General features: G+C 62.9%; 15 protein-coding genes and 1 pseudogene. 5 read left to right on the top strand and 11 right to left on the bottom strand.

The window, feature by feature from the left end; genetic code table 11:
* Positions 1–111: pseudogene (locus MUB52_RS21640) on the top strand (succinyl-CoA--3-ketoacid-CoA transferase); the annotation flags it as partial.
* 243 nt (positions 112–354) lie between these two features.
* Positions 355–3,222, top strand: a complete 2,868-nt coding sequence (locus tag MUB52_RS21635) for an EAL domain-containing protein (protein WP_263846236.1) — start codon at positions 355–357, stop codon at positions 3,220–3,222.
* A gap of 46 nt (positions 3,223–3,268) precedes the next feature.
* Here the strand turns inward: MUB52_RS21635 and MUB52_RS21630 are convergent, their stop codons facing one another.
* The 6 genes from MUB52_RS21630 to MUB52_RS21605 all read right to left on the bottom strand — a co-directional run bounded on the left by MUB52_RS21630 (position 3,269) and on the right by MUB52_RS21605 (position 11,857).
* A complete protein-coding gene (locus MUB52_RS21630) occupies positions 3,269–6,601 on the bottom strand; it encodes an EAL domain-containing protein (protein WP_263846235.1) in 3,333 nt (1,110 codons plus the stop codon).
* A gap of 91 nt (positions 6,602–6,692) precedes the next feature.
* On the bottom strand, positions 6,693–7,448 hold the full coding sequence (locus MUB52_RS21625; RefSeq protein WP_263846234.1) for a cytochrome b561 domain-containing protein: 756 nt from the start codon (positions 7,446–7,448) through the stop codon (positions 6,693–6,695).
* Positions 7,448–8,320, bottom strand: coding sequence for a carbohydrate ABC transporter permease (locus MUB52_RS21620; RefSeq protein WP_263846233.1), 873 nt, complete (start codon positions 8,318–8,320; stop codon positions 7,448–7,450). Before MUB52_RS21620 ends, MUB52_RS21625 begins: the two co-directional genes overlap by 1 nt.
* Positions 8,320–9,237, bottom strand: coding sequence for a carbohydrate ABC transporter permease (locus MUB52_RS21615; protein ID WP_263846232.1), 918 nt, complete (start codon positions 9,235–9,237; stop codon positions 8,320–8,322). The genes MUB52_RS21620 and MUB52_RS21615 overlap by 1 nt, the downstream gene beginning before the upstream one ends.
* 151 nt (positions 9,238–9,388) lie before the next feature.
* Positions 9,389–10,741 (bottom strand): extracellular solute-binding protein, encoded by a 1,353-nt coding sequence (locus tag MUB52_RS21610; RefSeq protein ID WP_263846231.1) that lies wholly within the window; start codon positions 10,739–10,741, stop codon positions 9,389–9,391.
* Between the two features lie 33 nt (positions 10,742–10,774).
* Positions 10,775–11,857: an ABC transporter ATP-binding protein gene (locus MUB52_RS21605; protein WP_318527454.1), complete on the bottom strand. Its 1,083-nt coding sequence runs from the start codon at positions 11,855–11,857 to the stop codon at positions 10,775–10,777.
* 176 nt (positions 11,858–12,033) lie between these two features.
* Between MUB52_RS21605 and MUB52_RS21600 the strand changes: the two genes are divergently transcribed.
* Positions 12,034–13,053, top strand: coding sequence for a LacI family DNA-binding transcriptional regulator (locus tag MUB52_RS21600; RefSeq protein ID WP_263846230.1), 1,020 nt, complete (start codon positions 12,034–12,036; stop codon positions 13,051–13,053).
* Between the two features lie 12 nt (positions 13,054–13,065).
* Here MUB52_RS21600 and MUB52_RS21595 read toward each other — a convergent pair whose 3' ends face one another.
* Positions 13,066–13,992 carry a DUF5666 domain-containing protein gene (locus tag MUB52_RS21595; RefSeq protein WP_263846229.1) on the bottom strand — a complete coding sequence of 309 codons (927 nt, stop codon included), beginning with the start codon at positions 13,990–13,992 and terminating at the stop codon, positions 13,066–13,068.
* Positions 13,979–14,821, bottom strand: a complete 843-nt coding sequence (locus MUB52_RS21590) for a DUF6502 family protein (RefSeq protein ID WP_263846228.1) — start codon at positions 14,819–14,821, stop codon at positions 13,979–13,981. Before MUB52_RS21590 ends, MUB52_RS21595 begins: the two co-directional genes overlap by 14 nt.
* Before the next feature lie 126 nt (positions 14,822–14,947).
* Between MUB52_RS21590 and MUB52_RS21585 the strand changes: the two genes are divergently transcribed.
* Both MUB52_RS21585 and MUB52_RS21580 read left to right on the top strand, forming a co-directional pair.
* Positions 14,948–15,433 carry a fasciclin domain-containing protein gene (locus MUB52_RS21585; RefSeq protein ID WP_263846227.1) on the top strand — a complete coding sequence of 162 codons (486 nt, stop codon included), beginning with the start codon at positions 14,948–14,950 and terminating at the stop codon, positions 15,431–15,433.
* Positions 15,434–15,455: 22 nt separating this feature from the next.
* Positions 15,456–17,378: a fasciclin domain-containing protein gene (locus tag MUB52_RS21580; protein WP_263846226.1), complete on the top strand. Its 1,923-nt coding sequence runs from the start codon at positions 15,456–15,458 to the stop codon at positions 17,376–17,378.
* 378 nt (positions 17,379–17,756) lie between these two features.
* On the opposite strand, the gene MUB52_RS21575 is transcribed toward MUB52_RS21580, so the two are convergent.
* The 3 genes from MUB52_RS21575 to MUB52_RS21565 all read right to left on the bottom strand — a co-directional run bounded on the left by MUB52_RS21575 (position 17,757) and on the right by MUB52_RS21565 (position 20,716).
* Positions 17,757–18,752: an oligopeptide/dipeptide ABC transporter ATP-binding protein gene (locus MUB52_RS21575; protein WP_263846225.1), complete on the bottom strand. Its 996-nt coding sequence runs from the start codon at positions 18,750–18,752 to the stop codon at positions 17,757–17,759.
* Positions 18,749–19,717, bottom strand: coding sequence for an oligopeptide/dipeptide ABC transporter ATP-binding protein (locus MUB52_RS21570; protein WP_263846224.1), 969 nt, complete (start codon positions 19,715–19,717; stop codon positions 18,749–18,751). The genes MUB52_RS21575 and MUB52_RS21570 overlap by 4 nt, the downstream gene beginning before the upstream one ends.
* 81 nt (positions 19,718–19,798) lie before the next feature.
* Positions 19,799–20,716 (bottom strand): ABC transporter permease subunit, encoded by a 918-nt coding sequence (locus MUB52_RS21565; RefSeq protein ID WP_263846223.1) that lies wholly within the window; start codon positions 20,714–20,716, stop codon positions 19,799–19,801.
* Positions 20,717–20,720 lie beyond the last annotated feature (4 nt).

Raw genomic sequence — 20,720 nt, 5'->3', positions numbered from 1 at the left:
ACGAACCTCGGCGTGCTGGATGTGGTCGAGGGCGGGCTCGCAATCGTCGAGACCGCCCAAGGCGTCACCGAGGCCGATCTGCGCGCCGCAACCGAGGCAACGATTGTCTGAGCCTCAGGGCGCGCGAGTGTCAGCCCTGGCTTGAATGCGACGGCATCGGTTCTGTCGTCCCGGGCGTGGTCCGGCCATCGATACCGCCGAGATATCCGGCACGTGAGTGGTTCGCATCCGGGCCGCGCAGGCGCGCACCGGACAGCGGCGGATAATCCCAACAAATCGAGTTGAATTCTATTTGATAACCGGACCTTAAAGGCAACTCCCTATCCCTCGTGCGGGGTTTTCGGTAGGGATGAGATGCGCGGAGAGGGGTTCTCAAACGCTGAGTCTTTTGCACCACCGCTGGTCGAAGCGCTGGCGGTGCCCGCATTCCTGCTTACACCAGATTACAAAGTGATCGCGGCCAATACTGTGGCACGATCCATTTTCGAAAACGAGGAGGGAGATGCGCTCTCCGGCGTCGATCTTATCTCCCTGATTTGTCCCGAACGACGCCCCGCCGCAGTTGCGCATCTCGACCAGATCCGGCATGGCACCGCGCCGCTTGACGTCGCCATCATACCGCTCCGGTACGACGAAAAGCTGCATATCTTCTCGGTCACTGCCTTTCGCGATGAGGCCCAAGAAATCCAGGGGTTCCTCGGTCAATGCGCCGATACCGTGCAGCGCAACAACGATCTGGACATGTGGCAGTCGATCCCCGACGATTTGCCGCAGCGCAGCTGGGAATTCGATGCGGAAGATCGGACAAAACCTCTCCGCACGATTCAGACTGCGGGGCTGGAGGCGCCCACCGCCGGGCCATTTGCAGCCTATCTGGATCTCGTGCATCCGCAGGACCGTGGAAACCTCGAAAACGCCTTGGCGGCACTGCTGTCGAAAGTCGATCACCGGCTGAGCCTGTCTTACCGCGTCCGCATGTCCGACGGCAGCTTCGCTACGCTCTTCGGAAAGGGGTCGGTCACTGGCCAATCCGCAACCGGCGTGCCCACTCGGATAACGATCGTCGAGACGGATGTGAGCGGCCACGCGGAAGTCCCCGGTGGCGCAACCAGCCTCGCCGAAAGCGAACGCCGTTGGAAGACCGCCGTACTGAGCGCCAACCAGGGTGTCTGGGATCATGACTTCGAGCGGGGGCGTCATTTCCTTTCACGGAGCTGGCGCGATCTGCGAGGAATCGGCGATGAAGATCCGATCCCGCTCGCAACCGATGACTGGCTGGCCACCATCCACCCCAAGGATCTACCGTTGATCTGCGAGGAACTGCGTCGCCTCGAACTGGGCGAAACGGATGTGATCAACTACAAGTTCCGACAGCGTCATGCGGATGGACACTGGATCTGGGTGCTCAGCCGGGGGCGCGTTGTCCGCCGGGACGCTGATGGTCTGCCAGCTCGCATCATCGGCACGGAAATCGACATCACGGATATCAAGACAGTGGAGGTCGAAAGCCAACGTATGGCCGAGCGCCTGGACGTTGCCATGGAAGCAGCGGGCATGGCCCGGTGGGAATACAACGTCAATACAAACCAGGCGTTCTGGGATGACCGCCTGCTCAAGATGTTCGGTGTCACCGACGGCGAGAACATTCGGTCTGGCGAGGAGTGGAGCACCTTCATTCACCCCGATGACCGCGAGTTTGCCGTCGCTTATACCGAGGAATGCCTGCGCGAAGGGCGGGATGTGGCGCTTGACTACCGCCTGCTCAGCCGGGACGGTCGGGTGCGCCATGTCAGAACGCGCGGCAAATACGTCAACGATACGGAAACGGGGCCACGGTACTATGGGGTCAATTTCGATATCACGGAGGACAAGCTGCGGGCGCAAGAGCTCGAAGACGCCCGTGCCCGTCTCGAGCATGAGAGCCGCCATGATGCGCTGACCGGGCTCGCAAACCGCCGGCGGCTTGACGATGTCTACACGGAACGGGTCAAGACAAGCGGCGGGGGTGGCGGGCGCCTTGCCGTGCTCCATTTCGACATCGACCATTTCAAGCAGATCAACGATACACTGGGGCATGATGCCGGGGATGCGACCCTGAGACATGCCGCACGCATCCTGCTGCGCAATACGCCTGAGAGCGCGCTGGTCTCCCGTGTGGGGGGCGATGAATTCGTTGCGCTGTTCTTCGATGCGCCAGATCACGCGGCCCTCGAGGAGATCGCGCAGAAGATCATCACCGACATGTCGCGCCCGTTCTTTTACGGTTCGCAAGAGTGTAACATCGGCACCAGCATCGGGATCGCCGTTGCAGAGGACATGTCGCAGGCCGACAACAACATGTTCATTGACGCAGACCTAGCGCTCTACGAGGCCAAGAAGGCAGGACGCGGGCGGTACCGGTTCTACAGCACGACGATGAAGGAGGAAGCGCGCCGCCGAAAGAACTCCTTCGACGCGTTGCTTGCCGGCTTCGATCAGGGCGAGATCACCTGCCACTATCAGCCACAGTTCGACGCCAAGACACTCGAGCTGACTGGGCTAGAGGCGCTCGTCCGATGGGAGAGTGCAAGATTCGGCCTGATCATGCCCGAGGAGTTTTTGCAGACTGCCGAGGATATGGGGTTGCTTGCTCAGTTCGACGAGTTGGTGCTGCGCCGCGCCCTTTACGATATGGAACGGTGGCAAGGGGCCGGGCTCTTTGTCCCCCCGATTTCGGTCAATGTGTCTGCACACCGGCTGAATGATCCCAGCCTTGCTGACCGGCTGCGCGAGCTTGATCTGCCACGCGGTATGCTGTCCTTTGAACTTCTTGAATCCGCGTTCCTCGACGCCCGCAACGATGTCATCGACAAAAACCTCAACGTGATTGGTGAGATGGGCATCGACATCGAGATCGACGATTTCGGAAGCGGGCATGCCTCTATCGCGAGCCTGCTGCAAATTGCACCGAAGCGGCTGAAGATCGACCGCACCCTGATCCAGCCCATCGTGCATTCGCAGCGCCAGCGCGACCTTGTCCGCACGATCATCGGCATCGGGCGGATGCTGGACATCCGTGTGGTCGCGGAAGGTGTCGAGACCGCGGCGCATGTTCCGATCCTCAACGAAATGGGGTGCTGCTACCTGCAAGGCTTCGGATTGGCGCGGCCCATGGACTATGCCTGCCTCACGGGTTTTCTTGCGGATGTGATGGAAAACGAAGGCCGGCTGCTGTTGGCCTAGGGTGGCCTGCTGCCGAGACCGCAAGACGACTGAAGCCGTCAGCGGCCTAGCGACGGTGCCTATCGCTGCTGTTCTCTTTCAGATACTTCACCAAGGCCTCCAGATCCAGCGGTCGAGAGAAGAAATAGCCTTGCAACCGGCCCGCGCCAAGCTCGCGGAGGATACGCGCTTGCTCCGCCGTTTCCACGCCTTCCGCAATCACGTCGATGTCGAGGGCATAGCCGATGTCGATGATCGATTTCACCAAACGGGTTGCATTGTTTCCTTCCGCAATCGGTGAAATCAGACGCCGATCAATTTTGAGCCGGTCCGGCGCAATCCGCTGGAGCGCCACAATCGACGCACGGCCACTGCCGAAGTCGTCGACCTCCAGCGCGATCCCCATCTCGCGCAACTGGTCGAGATGCAGCATGAAGGCATCGCTTTGCTCCTCCAGGAAGATGGTTTCGAGCAACTCGAAGGCCACCTCTCCCGAATAGGCGCGCGACAGCCGCCCGATCTCGGCGATCTCCTCGAATTGAAGGCGGTTCGCACTGATGTTGAAGGACAGGTTCGGTGGCTGGTCGAGACCGTGGAAGCCGGTTTCGCACTCGGCAATCGCGCGCTCGAAGATCATTCGGTCGATGTCGGCCACCACGTTGAGATCTGTTGCGACACCAAGAAAACTGTCCGGCATGAGTATGCCTTCGGTCGGGTGCGACCAGCGCGCCAGCGCTTCGACCCCGACCACGGCGCCGCTGCGCGAGCAGATCTGTGGCTGGTAATGGGGCATGAATTCCTGCTGTTCCAGCGCGCGCATGATCTCGTCGGCCATGCGCTTGGTTTCCCGCATCTCCTCGATGTCACTGCGGTCGAAGACGGCCACTTGTCCACGACCGGCCCGCTTGGCCTTGTACAGGGCGACGTCCGAATTCGTCAGCAGATCCTCTTCGTCGGCCAGAGGCGTGCGGGCGACGCCGATCGAGGCGCCAAAGCGGCACTCGCGACCCTCAAAAACAGTTGGCCTGGCCAGATCAGCGAGCAGGGCGTCGGCCAGATGCTCAGGCCGGGTGCTGTCTTCCGGCACCCGCAGCAGGATGACAAACTCGTCTCCTCCGATCCGGGCGACCACATCGTCGCCGCGGACGTTAGCGCTGATCCGGCGTGCAACGTCGATGAGGACATGGTCGCCCGCGGCGTGGCCGATGGTGTCATTGATCTGCTTGAAGCGGTCGAGGTCGACGTGCAGCGCCGCCAGCTCTCCACCTTTCTTGCGACGCAGGCGCGACAGCTCCTCGAATTTCTCAGAGAGATACCGACGGTTACCCAGCCCGGTCAGCTGATCGTGCAGCGCCTTGAAGGTGATCTGCTGGTTGGCCTCTTCGAGCTGTTTGGCATAGGTTTCGAGCGCCCGGCGCTGCCGCACGGTTTCGGTCATGTTCAACCGAAGGACCAGCGTTTCGCCGTTTTCCGAGCGGGACCGGATGATGCGATAATGCGTGTCATCTGCGAACTCGAAGTCCTCGGCCTCGACGTTCACCATCTCCGGACTGACGTAGCTTGCCAGCCATTCCTCTTCGCGGCCTTCGGCAGCGGGAATGAGACCGTTCCCGATTGCAAGGCGAATGACATCCGCCACGTTCATACCGGCCACGATCTGATCCGGTTGATCCGTCAGCGACGCGGCAAAGGCTGGGTTCCAGATCACCAGATTCAGGTCGTTGTCGTAAATCGAAAACGGGTCAGGGAAGGCGTTGATCGCGGAAATGAGCCGGTCCTGCAGTTTCTCCAGGGCCCGGCGCTGACGCACAAGTTCGGTGGTGTCGAGCCGCACCACCACCAGATCGCCATTGCGCGACTTCGATCTGAGCAGCCGGTGATGCCGGTCGCCGTCGAGTTCGATGTCTTCGACCGGTTTGACGTTTTTGGCTGCGGCCAGCGTTTCCTGCAACCAATCCTCTTCTCGCCCCACGGCCATCCGGAATCGCTTGTTGCGCAAGCCCGTGCGCATCACCTCTTCCAATGGCATGCCTTCCCGCAGGTCGTTCGGATCGTCGGTGAGAGCCTGGGCATAGCTGTCGTTCCACACCGCGAGCCGCGAGGCGCTGTCATAGATGCAGAAGGGGGCCGGATAGGCGCTGATCGCAGCGAGCAGCCGCTCCTGCAGTGCTTCTGCTGCGCGTCTTTGGCGGACAAGTTCGGTCGTGTTCAGCTGGATCACGACGAAATCGCCATTCGGCGCCTGGCTGCGGAGAACACGGCGATGGCGATCGCCGGGCAGTTCGAGATCCGTGTGCGGCGGCATATCCGCAATCCCCAGCCCGGAGGGTCCTGGAGATTGGGTATCGCCACCGATCCCCGAGCTTGGCCTTCCATTCCGACGGCCGGTGGCCTGGACCTCGGCATTTGTCATCCCGACCTGAAGATCATATGGCGTGTCGGTCATCGATTGAGTGAACGCGTCGTTCCACATCACGAGGCGTTCGTCGGCGTCATAGATCGCAAACGGATCGGGATAGGCGTTCAGGGCCGCGATAGTGCGTGCGTGCATCTCGGTCGAATGGCGGCGCTCGCGCACGATTTCCGAGATATCGAGACGGATCACGACCCAATCCCCGTTTTCGGCGACGCTGCGCAGGATCCGGTGGTGAATGTCGCCCGGAAGCTCGATGTTTTCCGCGCCAATCGGGATGCGATCGGGGTCGTCGAGGCGATCCAGATAGGCGGATCGCCCCTGCGGCGGGACCTCCATTCGCCCGCAATCGAAGGCGTGGTTCATCACATCGCGGATGTGCATGCCGGGTTTGATCGCCTCGGGCGTGGTGGACATCGAGGCTTTGTAGGCCGTGTTACCGACGACCAGCCGCATCTCCCGGTCGTAGATGACGAAGGGATCCGGGTAGGCGTTCATCGCCGAGAGCAGGCGGGTTTGTGTGGCCAGCAGTTCGCGATACATCCGCTCCTGTTCAGCCAGCAGGGCATCGCGGTCCTTCAGGGCCTGCGCTGCCGCATCCTCGCGAGCCTTGAGATCCGAGATATCGCGGAAGGTTGCACAGCTGTAGCGGCCCCCGCGCTCTTCGTCGTCGAAGGCAAAAAAGGAGATACTGGCCCAAAACTTGCTGCCGTCGGCGCGGATACAGGTCGTTTCCACCTGGAACGTCTGCTTGCCGGCCTGAAAGAGCGGCGCCACCTTGGCCACATACTCGTCCCAACTGTCAGGATCGTGCACGATGTCCACGGGGCGCCCAAGAACCTCCTCGACATCATAACCGAAGAGCGCGCCATAAGCGGGGTTCACGTAGATCAGCCGGGCCGTCTCGTCCGAGGGCCCACGATACCCGATGCCGACCGCATCCTGCGTCAGCGATAAGAAATCGTTCAGAACGTCTGAAAGTTGCATGAACAGGCCCGGGGTTTGACCATGAGTTCATACGCGTCATTGGTTACTCTAAGCGTAACCTTAAAGTTTTAACAAAGCGGCGACCACAGTGTCAGGACGGGCTTGCCTGATCGTGATCCGGCGGGGTTGCTGAGCCGGGTGCAGGTGCGATCCGTCGAATGCCCAGGCCGATGGGTTTGCGCCGGTTTCCGGGCAGGGCGGGGTCTGGGCCCCAGATTGCCTGGTAGGTGTCAATTGCCATGCCGCGGTGTTGCAGAACCGCCGCCGCGGCGACAAGCCCTGCCCACCAAAGGCACAGCGCGAGCCACATCCAGTTCGGCCCGTTGGCTTGCCAGAGCCCCGACAGGATCGTGGCTGCGGCGAGCAGGAGGGACAGGTATCCAGCCCCCTTGTGCAGGTATTCGAAAGCGAGGCGGCGCGGTGTCATGCTGTAATGATCCCCATGCAGGGAGCCGTCCTCCGCAGGTTCGGTTGGTCCGCCCTTTGTGCCGCGCAGAAGACCGCCCAGGACCTGCACAAGCGCGAGTGCCAGGACCGTCCAGCCGAGCATTGCATGCGGGCCGGGGAGTGCAGCGAGGGCCGGCGCGGTCAGGATCAACCAGAGCCCCAAAAGCATCAGCATACAGGCGGAATACTGGCAAATCCGATGCGTATTCCACCAGAACCGGTGATCGAGGATCTCCGGCCAGTTCTGGCCGGGGGCGATCTTGAAATACCGCGCGATGAGCACGCCCAGCGGCACAAGGACGCCCCAGGCGAGCACCATGATCCGCGCATGCCAGCTCAGATGCCAGCCGACGTCATGCGCGCGCGCGGCATCCATCGGAGCGAGCAACCACTCCCACATCAGCCCTTGACCGCGCCCGCGGTCATGCCGGTGATGATCTGGCGCGAGGCCACGAAGGTGAAGATGATCGGCGGAATGGCCAGCAGCATGCCCGTGGCCATAATCACGCCCCAGTCGATGTCGAACTCGGTGATCGAATTCACGATTGTGACGGGCACGGTCCGCGAGTTGCGGTCGGCCAGCGCGTTGGCGAGCAGAAACTCGTTCCACGCCACCCGGAAGGTGAAGATCGCCGCCGCCGCCAGCCCCGGTTTGATCAATGGCAGCACGACGAGGAAAAAGACCTGGAAGGGGCCCGCGCCATCCATGCGCGCGGCCTCTTCCAGCTGGATTGGCACCTGCACGATGAAGCTCTGCAGGATCCAGATGACGAAGGGGAGGTTCATCGCCACGTACACCAGAATGATGCCCGCGCGGGTCCCGTCGATCTGGAATTGGAACGTCCAGATGCCGAAGACGGGCACCAGCAGCACGGCGGGCGGCACCATGCGCATCGCAAGCGTCGAGAGCGAGACCGTATCGCGCCCCATGAAGCGGAAGCGCACCAGCGCGTAAGCCGCCATGCAGCCGATCACCAGCGTGATCACCGTCGAGACCAGCGCGATGATCAGCGAGTTGACCAGCGCGCGCCCGAAGGTCTTGTCGCAATAGTCGATATGGGGCGCTTCGTACCACAGGAAGTCGCAGAGCGCGGTCTCGTAGTTGCGGATCGTCGGCATGAAGAGCAGCGAGGCACTGTCGGACATGATGTCCACATTCAGCTTCAGCGAGGTGGTGAGCATCATCACGATCGGCCCGACGGCCATGACCACCAGCGCCACCAGCAGCGCATAGAAGGCGGGGTTCTGCCGCTCGTAAGTCTTGGCCGACATCAGCTCCCCTCCTGCGCCGCTTTGCGGAGCCTTGCTGTGCGGGCCTCGACGGCCTTGTTGTAGGCGAACATCGCGAAGGTCAGGATCACCAGCAGGATCAGCAGGTAGTTCGACATGGCCGCCGCCTCGCCGAGCTCGCGGAATTCCGAGGCCGTGCGCGAGATGCGCAGAGAGAGGATCTCGGTCGAGAGGCCCGGCCCGCCGTTGGTCAGCACCAGGATCACCTCCAGCACCTTGAAAGCATCAATCAGGCGCAGAAGCAGCGTCACGATCAGCACCGGCATCATCAGCGGCAGCTTGATGTAGACGATCTGCCGCCAGCCCGTGGCGCCATCGATGCGCGCAGCTTCCATGGCGGATTGCGGCAGCGATTGCAGGGCCGCGAGGGACAGGATGAAAATAAAGGGCGTCCACTGCCAGATGTCGGCAATCACCACCGAGGCAAAGGCCCAGCTGCCGTCGCTCAGCCATGGGATGGGCTCGAACCCCAGCGATTTCAGCGTGCGGTTAAAGATGCCCACCGACGGGTGATACATATACCGCCACATCAGGCCGACGACGATGGGCGCGATCATCATCGGCAGGATGAAGAGCGTGCGCAGAACGGACATGCCGCGGATGTTCCGGTCGAGCAGGAGTGCAAGGCCAACGCCCAGTACCATCTCGATGCTGACGACGACGGCGGCAAATTTCAGCGTGACGAAGAAGCTTTCGAGAAAGGCCGCGTCGCTCAGCAGGTTGATGTAGTTGCGCAGACCCACGAACTCCGCCTCGCCGATCCGCTGGCTGGGGTTCCAGTCCAGAAAGCTGGCGTAGATCATGTAGCCGATCGGGTAGAGCAGGGCGACGGTCATCACCAGCGCCGCCGGAGCGAGGAAGAGGTAGGGCGTCAGCCGATTTGCGTTGGCGATCTGCATGGGCGTCGGGTCTCTGAGGGCCTTGGGCGGTTGCACGAGCGTGGTGTGAGGTGGGCGCCAGCGGGCGGGCGCCCAGAGTGGAGAGGGGGGTGGAGCCGCAGGTTTTCCTATGGAAAACCCGCTCACCCCACTCGGTCAGCGGGGCTGACCGTTATTGCCAGGTGTAGTATCCGGCCTCCTCCATGATCGCGCGGGCGCGTGTGGCGACCCCGTCCAGCGCCTCCTGCGGGTCAAGGCCCTCGGTCAGCACCTGGCTCATGGTCGTTCCGATGTCGGCGTTGATCTTGCCCCAAGTCGGGATGATCGGGCGCCAGTCCGGATCGGCATACTTCAGCGCTTCGCCGAAGGTGGCCGAATAGGGATATTTCTCGTTCAGCTCAGCGTTCTCATAGGTGGAGAAGCGCGAAGGGTTCCCGCCCGCCATGGCCACCATCAGATCGCCCTTCTTCGAGGTTAGCCACTGCATGAGCAGGAAGGCCGCTTCCTTGTTCTGGGCGTTTTTGGGGATCGCGATTCCAAAGCCGCCGGTCTGGCTGCCGCGGCGCACGCCCTCGGGGTGGAGCGCATAGCCCACCTTGCCCGCAACGGTGGATTTGCTTGGGTCTTCAAAGCCGGCAGCAAAGGCGATGGAGTCCATGAACATCGCGGCCTGACCTTGCTGGAACGCAGCCGCGGCTTCGGCGGGGCCAAAGGTCTGGCTGCCGTCGGGGCCGCAATCGACAATTGTTTTCAGCGCGTTGGCCGCAGCGACGCCGGCTTCGTTGTTGATGATCGGCTCCCAATTGTCGTCAAAGACGCGGCCACCCAGCGGGGCAAGGTGCAGCAGGAACGCGTGGCTCGCCTGGTGACCGGAGGCCGCGCGCGAGGCCATGCCGCCCATACCCGGCTCGACCTCTGGGATCTTGCAGGCTGCGTCCAGCAACTGGTCGTAAGTCTCCGGCACCGGGATGCCGTGTTTTTCAAAGATGTCCTTGCGGTAGGCAAGCACCGAGGTCTCGGAGCCGAAGGGGATCCCGAAGGCGGAGCCGAGCTGACCGGGCAGATAGCCCTTCTGCCCGCCCGCTACGCCGATGTTCTCCACATAGCCGGAAATCAGGTCGGCCTGATCATAGTTCGGATCGGCCAGCGCGGGGTTCATGAAGTATTTGGCGAGATTCTCAAGCTGGTCCGCGTAGACGTAATCGGCCTTGGAAAAGACCACATAGGCGATCATGTCATAGTCGCCTTCGTCCTTGGTCAGCTCCAGTGTCTGACGCTCGCGCATCTTGAGGTATTGCAACTGGTCGACTTCAACCTCGATGCCCGTTTCCTCGGTGAACGCGGGCAGCACCTTCATCATCGCGTTGTAATGCGGGTGCGCCGGCACGTTGATCACCAGCGTGGTGCCTTCATAGGGCTCATAAGGATTGGCGAGGAGGGCGCCGGCCATCGTGGCCGAGACCGCCGTCCCCGTCAGGATTGTCTTGACCGCCCCACCGGTCAGCAAGTTCGTGAATGATAGCATTCTTCAGTCCTCCCTGATGCTATGTCTTGTTCGTCAGAGCCGCAGCCCGGACGTCTTGTCGAAAATCATGATTTCATCGGTCAGCACGCCGAAGGCCTGCTCAGTTCCGGCGCGAACCGGTGCGGCGCTTTGTGTCTCCACGAGTATCTCTGCGCCGCCGCAGCGGGTGACGAGCACGGATTGCGCGCCGAGATATTCGGAGACAACAACCTTGAGCTCGATCGGCGCGCCCCGGGTCAGATCGGTCGTGAAACTGGATGGCCGGAGGCCAATGGTGACATGCCGGTCCTGTGCGGTTGCCAGACGTGCGCCAGCCTCCTCGGGCAAAGGCAGCGCGAAACCGTCGCCCCGCGCCCAGAGCGTGCCCTTTTCCTCCACCAACTCGCCGTCGACGAAGTTCATGGTCGGCGCGCCGATGAACCCCGCGACAAAGGTATTCACCGGCGATTTGAACAGCTCTTCAGGCGAGCCCTGCTGCTGAATGAGCCCATCGCTCATCACGACGATGCGATCGCCCAGCGTCATCGCCTCGACCTGATCGTGGGTCACGTAAACCATGTTCTTGTCGATGGTGTCGCGCATTTCGGCGAGCTCGGCGCGCATCTTGCCGCGCAGTTTTGCATCGAGGTTCGACAGTGGTTCGTCGAAGAGAAACGTACCAGCATCGCGCACAAGGGCCCGGCCCATCGCGACCCGCTGGCGCTGGCCGCCCGAAAGCTCCGCCGGCTTGCGATCGAGCAGATGCGCGATGTTCAGCATCTCGGCGACGCGCTGCACCTTGGTTTCGATCTCCGCCTTGGGGACCCGTGCCAGCCGCAACGCAAAGGACATGTTCTTGGCGATGTTCATGTGCGGGTAGAGCGCGTAGTCCTGAAACACCATCGCCAGATCGCGCTCCTTGGGATCGAGCTTGCTGATCGGCGCGTCGTCGAAGTAGATCTCGCCGCTGGTGACTGTTTCGAGCCCCGCGAGCATCCGCAGTGTTGTCGACTTCCCGCACCCCGAGGGGCCGACTAGAACAGTGAACTCGCCATCGTCGAGGCTGAGGTCGAACGGCGGCAGAACCTCCACGGCCCCGTAGCTCTTGGATACCTGATCAAAAACGATGCGTGGCACATGTCCCCCCGAAGCGCCGATTTCCGAAGAAAGCCTCCCAACTTTGATGATCAGAGTGCCCAAAGGGCTTCCAATAGCGAAGGGAAAAAGCCAAAATGAACGTTAGCGTTAACGTTCAACTTCAGGTAACTACATGGGGTTATTCATAAAATACGGATACCGACGCGGCGGTTGGTTTGGGTAGAACGGGGCGGCCCGCCAAGATCGAAGATGTTGCCGCACGTGCGGGCGTCAGCATCATGAGTGTCTCGCGCGCGATCCGGGGCGTTGACGGCGTGTCGGAAAAGACCCGCGCCCAGATCCTCAAGATCGCCAGGGACATGAAGTACGTGCCAAACAGTAATGCCCGCTCGCTGGCGGTCGCGAACTCGAACCTGATCGGCATCTCGCTGCCGACCTTTGCGGGAGAGGTCTTCGCCGACATTCTCAAGGGGATGCGCCGGACCTTCGATTCCGCCGGGTACTCCAGCGTGATCGACACGACCGAGTACAACCCCGACGCCGAGCTGAGCTGGGTGCGGCGGCTGCTGTCCTGGCAGCCGGCGGGCATCATCCTCACCGGCTTGGATCATCGCCCGGAGACGGTCGAGCTGTTGCGGGAATCGCCGATCCCAGTGCTCGAAATCTGGGATCACACCGAGACACCGATCGATATCTGCGTCGGCATAGACCACTACAAGGCCGGGCAGATGATTGGCGCCCATGCGGTCTCCCTGGGCTATCGGCGCCCCGCCTTCGTGAGCGCGCCGCGCGGGCATGACACGCGCGCCGATGCTCGGCTGGAGGGGCTGCGCGATATCTTTGCCCGCGACTGCGGTGCCGCTGTTCTCTCGGCTCGCCCCGAGACCGGGAACTCCTTCACCACGGGGTTCGAGGGCACCGCTCAGTTGCTCGATAGCGCGTCGCCCGACATCATCTGTTATCTCAATGATCACATGGCCTTCGGCGGCCTGATGTGCTGCCAGATCCGCGGGCTGTCGGTGCCCGAGGACATCGGCATCGCCGGGTTCAACCAGCTCGACCTTGCGAGCGTTCTGCCCAAGACTTTGACCACCGTGCGCACGCTGCGCCGCTTGATGGGGATCACCGGAGCGACCAACCTGCTGGCGCGGATCAACGGCGTGTCGGTTGAGACCTCCAAACCCCTGCCGCTCGAGCTTGTCCCCGGCGAGACGACCCGCCTGCAACGGTCATGAGCGGGTGGGGCATCAGCCGTTGGCGATTTGACGCAGGAGTTGACGGCGCTGTGCCTCCGCCTCCGGCAGGATCACGGCGCTTTGGGCTGCAAAGCGGCCCGTGTAGCGCCCGTTGAACAGGACACGGGCATCCGCGTAGAGGCGCAGGTCGAGGGTGCGTTCGAAACTGTGGCCAAGCCCGGCGATGCGATAGCCAGGCGCGCGCGGCGCCGGGGTGAGATACCCCTCGATCGAGAGCCATGCCAGTGGACCGGCGGCCCCGATGAAGCGTGCCGTGGCCAGCTCCGAGGCGCGGATCACACCCTGATCGGGAGCGAACAGTCCGACCGCGCGCGCAAAGCCGCCACTGACCAGGCCCGCCACGCCGCGGCCACGGGCCGTCACGGTTCCGATGGTCACGCGCGATCCGGCGCGCGCCACATCACCCGATACCACATCGAGCTCACGTCGTGCCGGCGAAATGCGGCTGGCGACAACAGAGGCGCCCCGCCAGAGGCCCGAGACGGCGACACGCGTGCCGACCTCGGGCAAGGGCAATCCCGGCGGTAGCAGCACATCGACACCGTTCACGGTCATGCGGCGGTCCGGCGTTGAGGCGGTGTAGACGCGCCCGACCAAGGGTGTGGTCACATGCACACGCCGTGCGCGCAGAGCATCGGCCGGACCGTCCGCTTCGACTGTCAGGCTGTCGCCCAGGCGGATGTCGCTTGCTGCCAGCCGTCCGAAGGCATCGCTGAATTCGGTGCTGCTATCGGTCTGCACCCGGTTCCCGCTGACCACGAGATCACCCAGTTCAGTCACAACCCCTACAATGCCGGTGCCACCGATCCCTCCTTCCACCTGGCGCTCGCTTTCCTGCGGCCAGGCGACATGTGGCAGAAGCAAGCTGGAGAAACCCGCGCCAAGGGCAGAGCGGCGAGAAAACTTACCCGTCGTCATCGGTGGACGTTCCTTTTGTGCCAGCGTCTTCCTCCTCGCGGTAGAAGAAGACACCAAATCTGAAGCGGTGGTGCGCGGTTGGTTTTGACTTGTCCTCCGCCTGTTTGCCAGCCGCAAGCGTATTGATGCGCTTCAAGCCGTCCTGGCTCAACCTGCGGGCCTCGGCTTCGATCGCCGCGACGGAGCTTGCCTCCAAGTTGTTGTAGAACACCGCTCGTTCGAGGAACTCGGGCGCGTCCGACAAGAGGTTGTCGACCGCCGCCTGCATGTGATCACCGAGGTTGAACGCAAAGAAGTGCAGCTTCTGATCGGTGTCGGCCGATCCCACCAGCCCCTCCGAAAGCAGCCGGACCATATCATCCTCAAGCTCGGCGATGCCCTGCCGAGTCAATTCGTCGAGTACCGTACGGGGGCGGATGTCGCGGCTGACGGATTGAACCAGTGTCTCGAAGCTGGGGCCGTCGGCGGCAAAGCGCGGCAGGACGCGCGGCCTGCCGTTTTCCGTAAACATCGGGTCCGACATCCAGCGGCCGACCACCGTCAGCAAGATGGACACTTTGCGCTGTGTCTCGTTGCTATCGCTCTGATCGCCAGTCCTGAACTCCTTCACATCGCGCCTGTGCACGCCGGTCACCACATTCACGCGGCTGTCGGTCGCCGCATCGCCCAGATCGTCGACGGCGACCTCCACGTAGGTTTGCTTGACGATGCGGTAGAGCGCCGGAGCGGTGACCCCTTGGGCGATCAGCGCACGCACGAGCGGGCGGAGAATCCGCCGAACTGCCCGTTCAAAAAGGCCTGATCTGGAAAAGGGATCGCGCGCTGCCATAGCGCAAACATGTGTGACGGTGTGAAAAAGTTCCACAAAAAACTTGCCTCTGCGGCCGAGTGTCCCAAATAGCTTGTCACTGATGTGTGTAAAATACACACGTATTGAGAGGAAGGATACACCCCCATGAAGCTGCTCACTCTTTTCAAAGCCTCGGTACTGGCCGGTGGGCTGGCGATTGCCGGCTGTGCGACAACCCAGACCGCCCCCGATATCGTCGAGGTGGCGCAGTCCGCCGGATCGTTTGACACGCTTGTCGCCGCGGTCACCGCCGCCGATCTAGCGGATACGCTGAAAAGCGAAGGGCCCTTCACCGTCTTTGCCCCCACGGATGAAGCCTTTGCCGCGCTGCCGGAGGGCACGGTCGAGACGCTGCTGAAGCCCGAGAACAAGGATCAGCTGACGGCGATTCTCACCTACCACGTCCTGCCCGGCAAGGTCATGGCGGCGGATGTGGCCGGCCAGCGGCTGAGCCCCGCGACGGTCAACGGGAAGACGGTGCACGTGGACGGGCGCAATGGCGTCAAGGTCAACGATGCCACGGTGACCGCGGCTGACATCGCCGCGTCGAACGGCGTTATCCATGTAATCGACAAAGTACTGCTGCCCTGAGCCGAGACGGAAAGGAGACGACATGCGCACCTTCATCTTCACCGGCTTTGCCAAAGCGGATCTGTTTGGCGATGGTCACATCGCGCCGCATGCAAGCTTTACCATGCCCGATGCGGCGACACTGGAGTTCACCGTTACGGATGACGACAGCCGTCTGTCCGGCGATCTGCGCCGTAATGAACGGGGTGACGATCGCTCGGGCCAAGAGGCCCAGATCCTGCGGGCCGGGGAGGAGGTCGGAAACGGCGGCACCCTCTACGCCGAGCAGCTCTGGCATCTCTACGGGGATGACGGTCGCACCTACCGTCTGGTCGAGCTGGAACAGCCCGGCCGCCTGCCAGACAGCTTCACCTACCTCGGGCCAGTGCCGCCGGCGGGCGTGACGCTGACCGTCGGCGCCAGCGTCAATGTGTTTCGCGGGGTCGACTACGAGGATCTTTCAGCCGGCCCCGTGGCCGAGCCTGCCCCAAATATCGTCGACATTGCTGCAGGCTCGGACGACTTCAACATCCTCGTGCAAGCATTGACGGCGGCGAACCTCGTGGACGCGGTGCGGAACTCCGACGACATCACCGTCTTCGCGCCAACCGATGCCGCCTTCACGGCGCTCGCGGTCGATCTGGGGTTTGCCGGTGACACGTCGGACGAAGGGGCTGTCTTCGGCTTCATCGCCTCGGCCCTTGCCGGCCTTGCGCCCGACGGCGATCCGATCCCGCTGCTGACAGACATCCTGCTCTATCATGTCTCGCCCGGTGCAAAGACGGCCGCCGAGGTCGATGCGGCAGATCAGGTCACCACGCTGCTGAACGGGGCCACATTCGGTACAGAAGGCACGGAACTGGTCGACAATGAGCCGGACGTGGCAAACCCAAGCATCGTTGGTCCGGATGTGAACGCTGCCAACGGCACCATCCAGGTGATCGACCGGGTGCTCTTGCCCATCGACATCCCCGGCAATGAACCGCCAGAACCGGAGCTGCCCACGCTTGCGGGCATCGTTGCGGCGAGCGGGGGCACCTTCGATCAGGACGACACCGACTTCGACGTGCTGCTGACCGCCGTGCAGACGGCGGGGCTTGTCGGCGCGCTGGACGATCCCGAAGCCGATCTGACCGTCTTTGCGCCCAATGACGCGGCCTTCGTCGCGCTGTCACAGGCGCTCGGTTTCGAGGGGTCGGACGAGGGCGAGGCCTTTGCCTATCTGGTCGAGGCGCTGACGCTGCTGGGCGGCGGTGATCCGATCCCGCTTCTGACCGAAGTCCTGACCTATCACGTCGCACCGGAGGCGCTGGGGTCCGAGCAGGTCCTTGCGGCCGATCAGATCGCCACGCTGCAGGGCGGCCAGCTGGGTGTCGCGGGCACCAGCCTTGTCGATGCCGACCCGGATGTGCCCAATCCGACTCTGATCGCGACGGATATCGCCGCCTCGAACGGCATTGCGCATGTTCTCGACGGCGTCCTTCTGCCGGCGGATCTGCTGCAATCGGACGGGTCGAATGATGTCGATTTCATCATCGACGACGACACGGCCAGCTTCATTCGGACCGGACGCGACAACGATCTCGTCGATGGCAACGGCGGGAACGACAAGATCGCACTCGGCACCGGCAATGATGTCGGATTTGGCGGTGACGGACATGACATCATCCTCGGCGGCCGCGGTATGGACACGTTGACGGGCGGCCTCGGCGACGACACCCTCTTTGGCGGTCGTGACGCGGACATCTTCGTGTTCAACACCGGCGATGGGCATGACCGTATCGTCCGGTTCGAAGACGGGCTGGACCTGATCGACCTGAGCGGCACCGCGTTCGAGAGCTTCGCGGACCTCGAGGGCGCCATCAAGCAGAAGGGGAACCGTGCAGAAATCAAGCTCGGCGACGACCAGAGCATTCTCGTCCAGGGCGCGCGGCTTGATCTTTCGGAAGACGACTTCCTGTTCTGAACTCGGTCGGGGCGTGGGCGTCCGGCTCGCGCCCCGGCTTTTCCCGAGGCGGTGTTGGTCCTCGGCACTGACGGGCGCTGGATCTGAAAATCATTCGACTGTCGGCGATTGAGGGTTTTGACCGGCCGAGTTTTGCTTCGGGGCTAAGTCGCGCCGCTTTGGTTCATCCCACGGCAGCCAGAGTAGAACAGCCACGTGGATTCAAAGTAGCGCGAGGCTGGTCTACCCGATGGTCGTTAATGTCCCGGCAGTGACAAAGGGGCCAGGCGCGGCGAGACGAAACATCCACAGGGCCGGGGCGGCGGCTCTCTCGCAGGCGACTGTGATCATTGGGTTTTTTGACCCCCGCAACCTGCCCCGCCTGGGACAGCGCGACCGCTAGGTCACCGCAAGATCTGCGAAGGGGCAGGCGACGAGATGGTCGGCGCCGATGCGCTCGACCGCGGGGATCTGTTCCGCGCAGCTGGGCTGGGCGATTGGGCACCGCGTCCGGAACACACAGCCTGAGGGCGGCGCTATGGGGGACGGCAATTCGCCCTTCAGGACGGGCCGGTGGCGGCTGCGCTCCGCTTTCGGAGAAGGGATCGGCACCGAGGCGATCAGCGCCTTCGTGTAGGGGTGGCGGGGCTTTGCGATCAGGTCAGACGCGTCAGCCGCCTCGACGATCCGGCCCAGATACATCACGGCGATGCGGTGCGAGATATGCCGCACGACGCTGAGATCATGCGCGATGAACAGCAGCGCGAGGCCCATGTCGCGCTGCAGGTCCTGCAACAGGTTCACGACCTGTGCCTGCACCGAGACGTCCAGCGCGCTCACCGGTTCGTCACAGACCACAAGCTCCGGCTCGGTGATCAGGGCGCGGGCAATCCCGATGCGCTGGCACTGGCCGCCCGAGAACTCGTGCGGGTAGCGGTTCACGAGCGCTGGCAGCAGGCCCACCCGCTCCATCATCGCGCCGACCCTGGTCCGGATCTCTGCTTTCGACAGATCGGGGAAGTGGGTGCGCAGGGGTTCGGCCACGATCTGACCGACCGTCATGCGGGGGTTGAGTGCGTCGAGCGGGTCCTGAAACACCATCTGAACATGGCGCCCATGCGTGCGGTGTCGCGCTGCGCCCATCCCGACCACATCCTCGCCGCGCCACAGCACCTGCCCATTGCTCGCGGGCACCGTGCCGACAATCGCGCGCGCCAGCGACGACTTGCCCGAGCCGCTTTCGCCCACCAACCCGAGGGTTTGCCCCGGCTCCAAAACCAGGCTGGCGTCTTTGACCGCCTGCAGCAGCCGCGGCGCGCTCCATGGCCATGCACCCTGTTGAGCGACCTTGAAGGTCACGCTCAGGTCCCGAACCTCCAGCAACGGCGCACTCATGCGACCGCCTCCCGGGAGGCGTGACAGGCGCGAAGGCGCGCACTGTCAAAGCTCTCAAGTCGCGGCATAACAGTTGCGCAGGGCTCATGGCTGACGGGGCAGCGCGGACTGAACGGGCAGCCCGCGGGCAGGTCGGTCAGGTCGGGCGGATCGCCGGGGATGGTGAGCAGCTTGTCCTGCGGGATGTCGAGGCGAGGCACGGCATTCAGGAGCCCGCGCGTATAGGGGTGCGAGGGTGCCTCGAAAAGCGCGTCGGTCGGGCCCGTCTCCATCACCCGCCCGCCGTACATCACCAGCGTTCGCAGGCACGACCCGGCCACGATCGCCAGGTCATGGGTGATGAGAATGAGCGCCGTGCCGAACTCCCGCTGAATGTCCGCCATCAACTCCATGATCTGGTTCTGCACCGTCACGTCGAGCGCCGTGGTCGGTTCATCGGCGATCAGCAGCTTGGGGCGGCAGAGCAGCGCCATTGCGGCCATGATCCTCTGCCGCATGCCGCCCGAGAACTCATGCGGATACATGCTGAGCCGCGCCCGCGCGTCGGGGATCCGCACGGCATCAAGCATCTTGGCGCTGTCGTCGAGCGCATCGCGTTTCGAGACGCCCTTGTGCAGGATCAGCACCTCAGCCATCTGGTCGCCCACCGTGAGGTACGGGTTGAGCGATGTCATCGGATCCTGAAAGATCATCGCGATCTCGTTGGCGCGCACCTTGTTCAGAGCGGTCTCCGGCAGGTTGAGAATCTCCTGCCCCTCAAAGCGGACCGAACCCGCCGCCCGTCCGTTTTTCGCCAGCAGGCCGAGGATCGCAAAGGCCAGCTGCGTCTTGCCCGAGCCGCTCTCACCGACGATGGCGAGGCTCTCGCGCGCGTCGAGCGAAAGGGTCATGCCATTCACGGCCTTCACCACGCCATCGGGCGTGTCGAAGCTGACGGTGAGGTCGGTGATCTCCAACAAGGGCATGGCTTAGCGGTCCTTCGGAACAAATATCATTACCGATCCTTTGGAATAGGAATCATTACCGATCCTTTGGAATAGGAATCATTACCGATCCTTTGGATCGAGGGCGTCACGCAGCCCGTCGCCCACAAAGAAGAAGCCGAAGAGCGTGATGACGAAGAAGAAAAGCGGCCAGGCCAGCATCCAGAGGGTGCCGTTTGTCATCTCTGCCGCGCCATCGTTGATGAGCGCGCCCCAGCTGGTCAGCGGTTCCTGCACGCCGAGGCCCAGGAAGCTGATGAAGCTTTCGTAGATGATCATCGACGGCACCAGGAGCGTGGCATAGACGATCACCACGCCCAGCAAGTTGGGGATGATGTGACGCAGGATGATGGTGAAGGGCCGCACGCCGGTGGCGCGGGCGGCCTCGATGAAGGCCTTGCCCTTCAGCGTCAGCGTCTGCCCGCGGGCAATCCGCGCCATATCGAGCCAGCTGATCAGGCCAATACCCACGAAGAGCATCAGCAGCGAACGCCCGAAGACCACCAGCAGCAGGATCAGCACGAACATGTAAGGAATCGACATCAGGATATCGACGATGCGCATCATCACGTTGTCGATCCGGCCGCCGAAGTATCCCGCAATCGCGCCGTAGAGCGTGCCTACGACCACCGAGATGAGCGCGCCGACGATGCCCACGAGCAGCGAGATCTGGGTGCCTTGTACGGTGCGGGCAAAGAGATCGCGCCCCAGCGCGTCCGTCCCGAACCAGTGCCCGGTCTCGAATGAGGGTCGCCCGCCGTCTGCCACATTGCCAAGCACGGTCCAGTCGATGTCCTCATTGTTCCAGGGCGCGATAAAGGGACCCACGATTGCAAAGGTTCCCACGGCAAGCAGAACGATCAGCCCTGCCACCGCCGCGCGGTTGCGAAAGAAGCGCGCACGGGCATCGGCCCAAAGCGAGCGGCCCTTGATCGTCGGGCTGCCGGCCAGATCGTCAGCGATGGATTTTGTGGCAAACATGGGC

It is taken from the genome of Roseobacter sinensis (assembly GCF_025755255.1).
GTDB lineage: Bacteria > Pseudomonadota > Alphaproteobacteria > Rhodobacterales > Rhodobacteraceae > Roseobacter > Roseobacter sinensis.
This window is presented reverse-complemented; position numbering and strand designations above follow the sequence as displayed.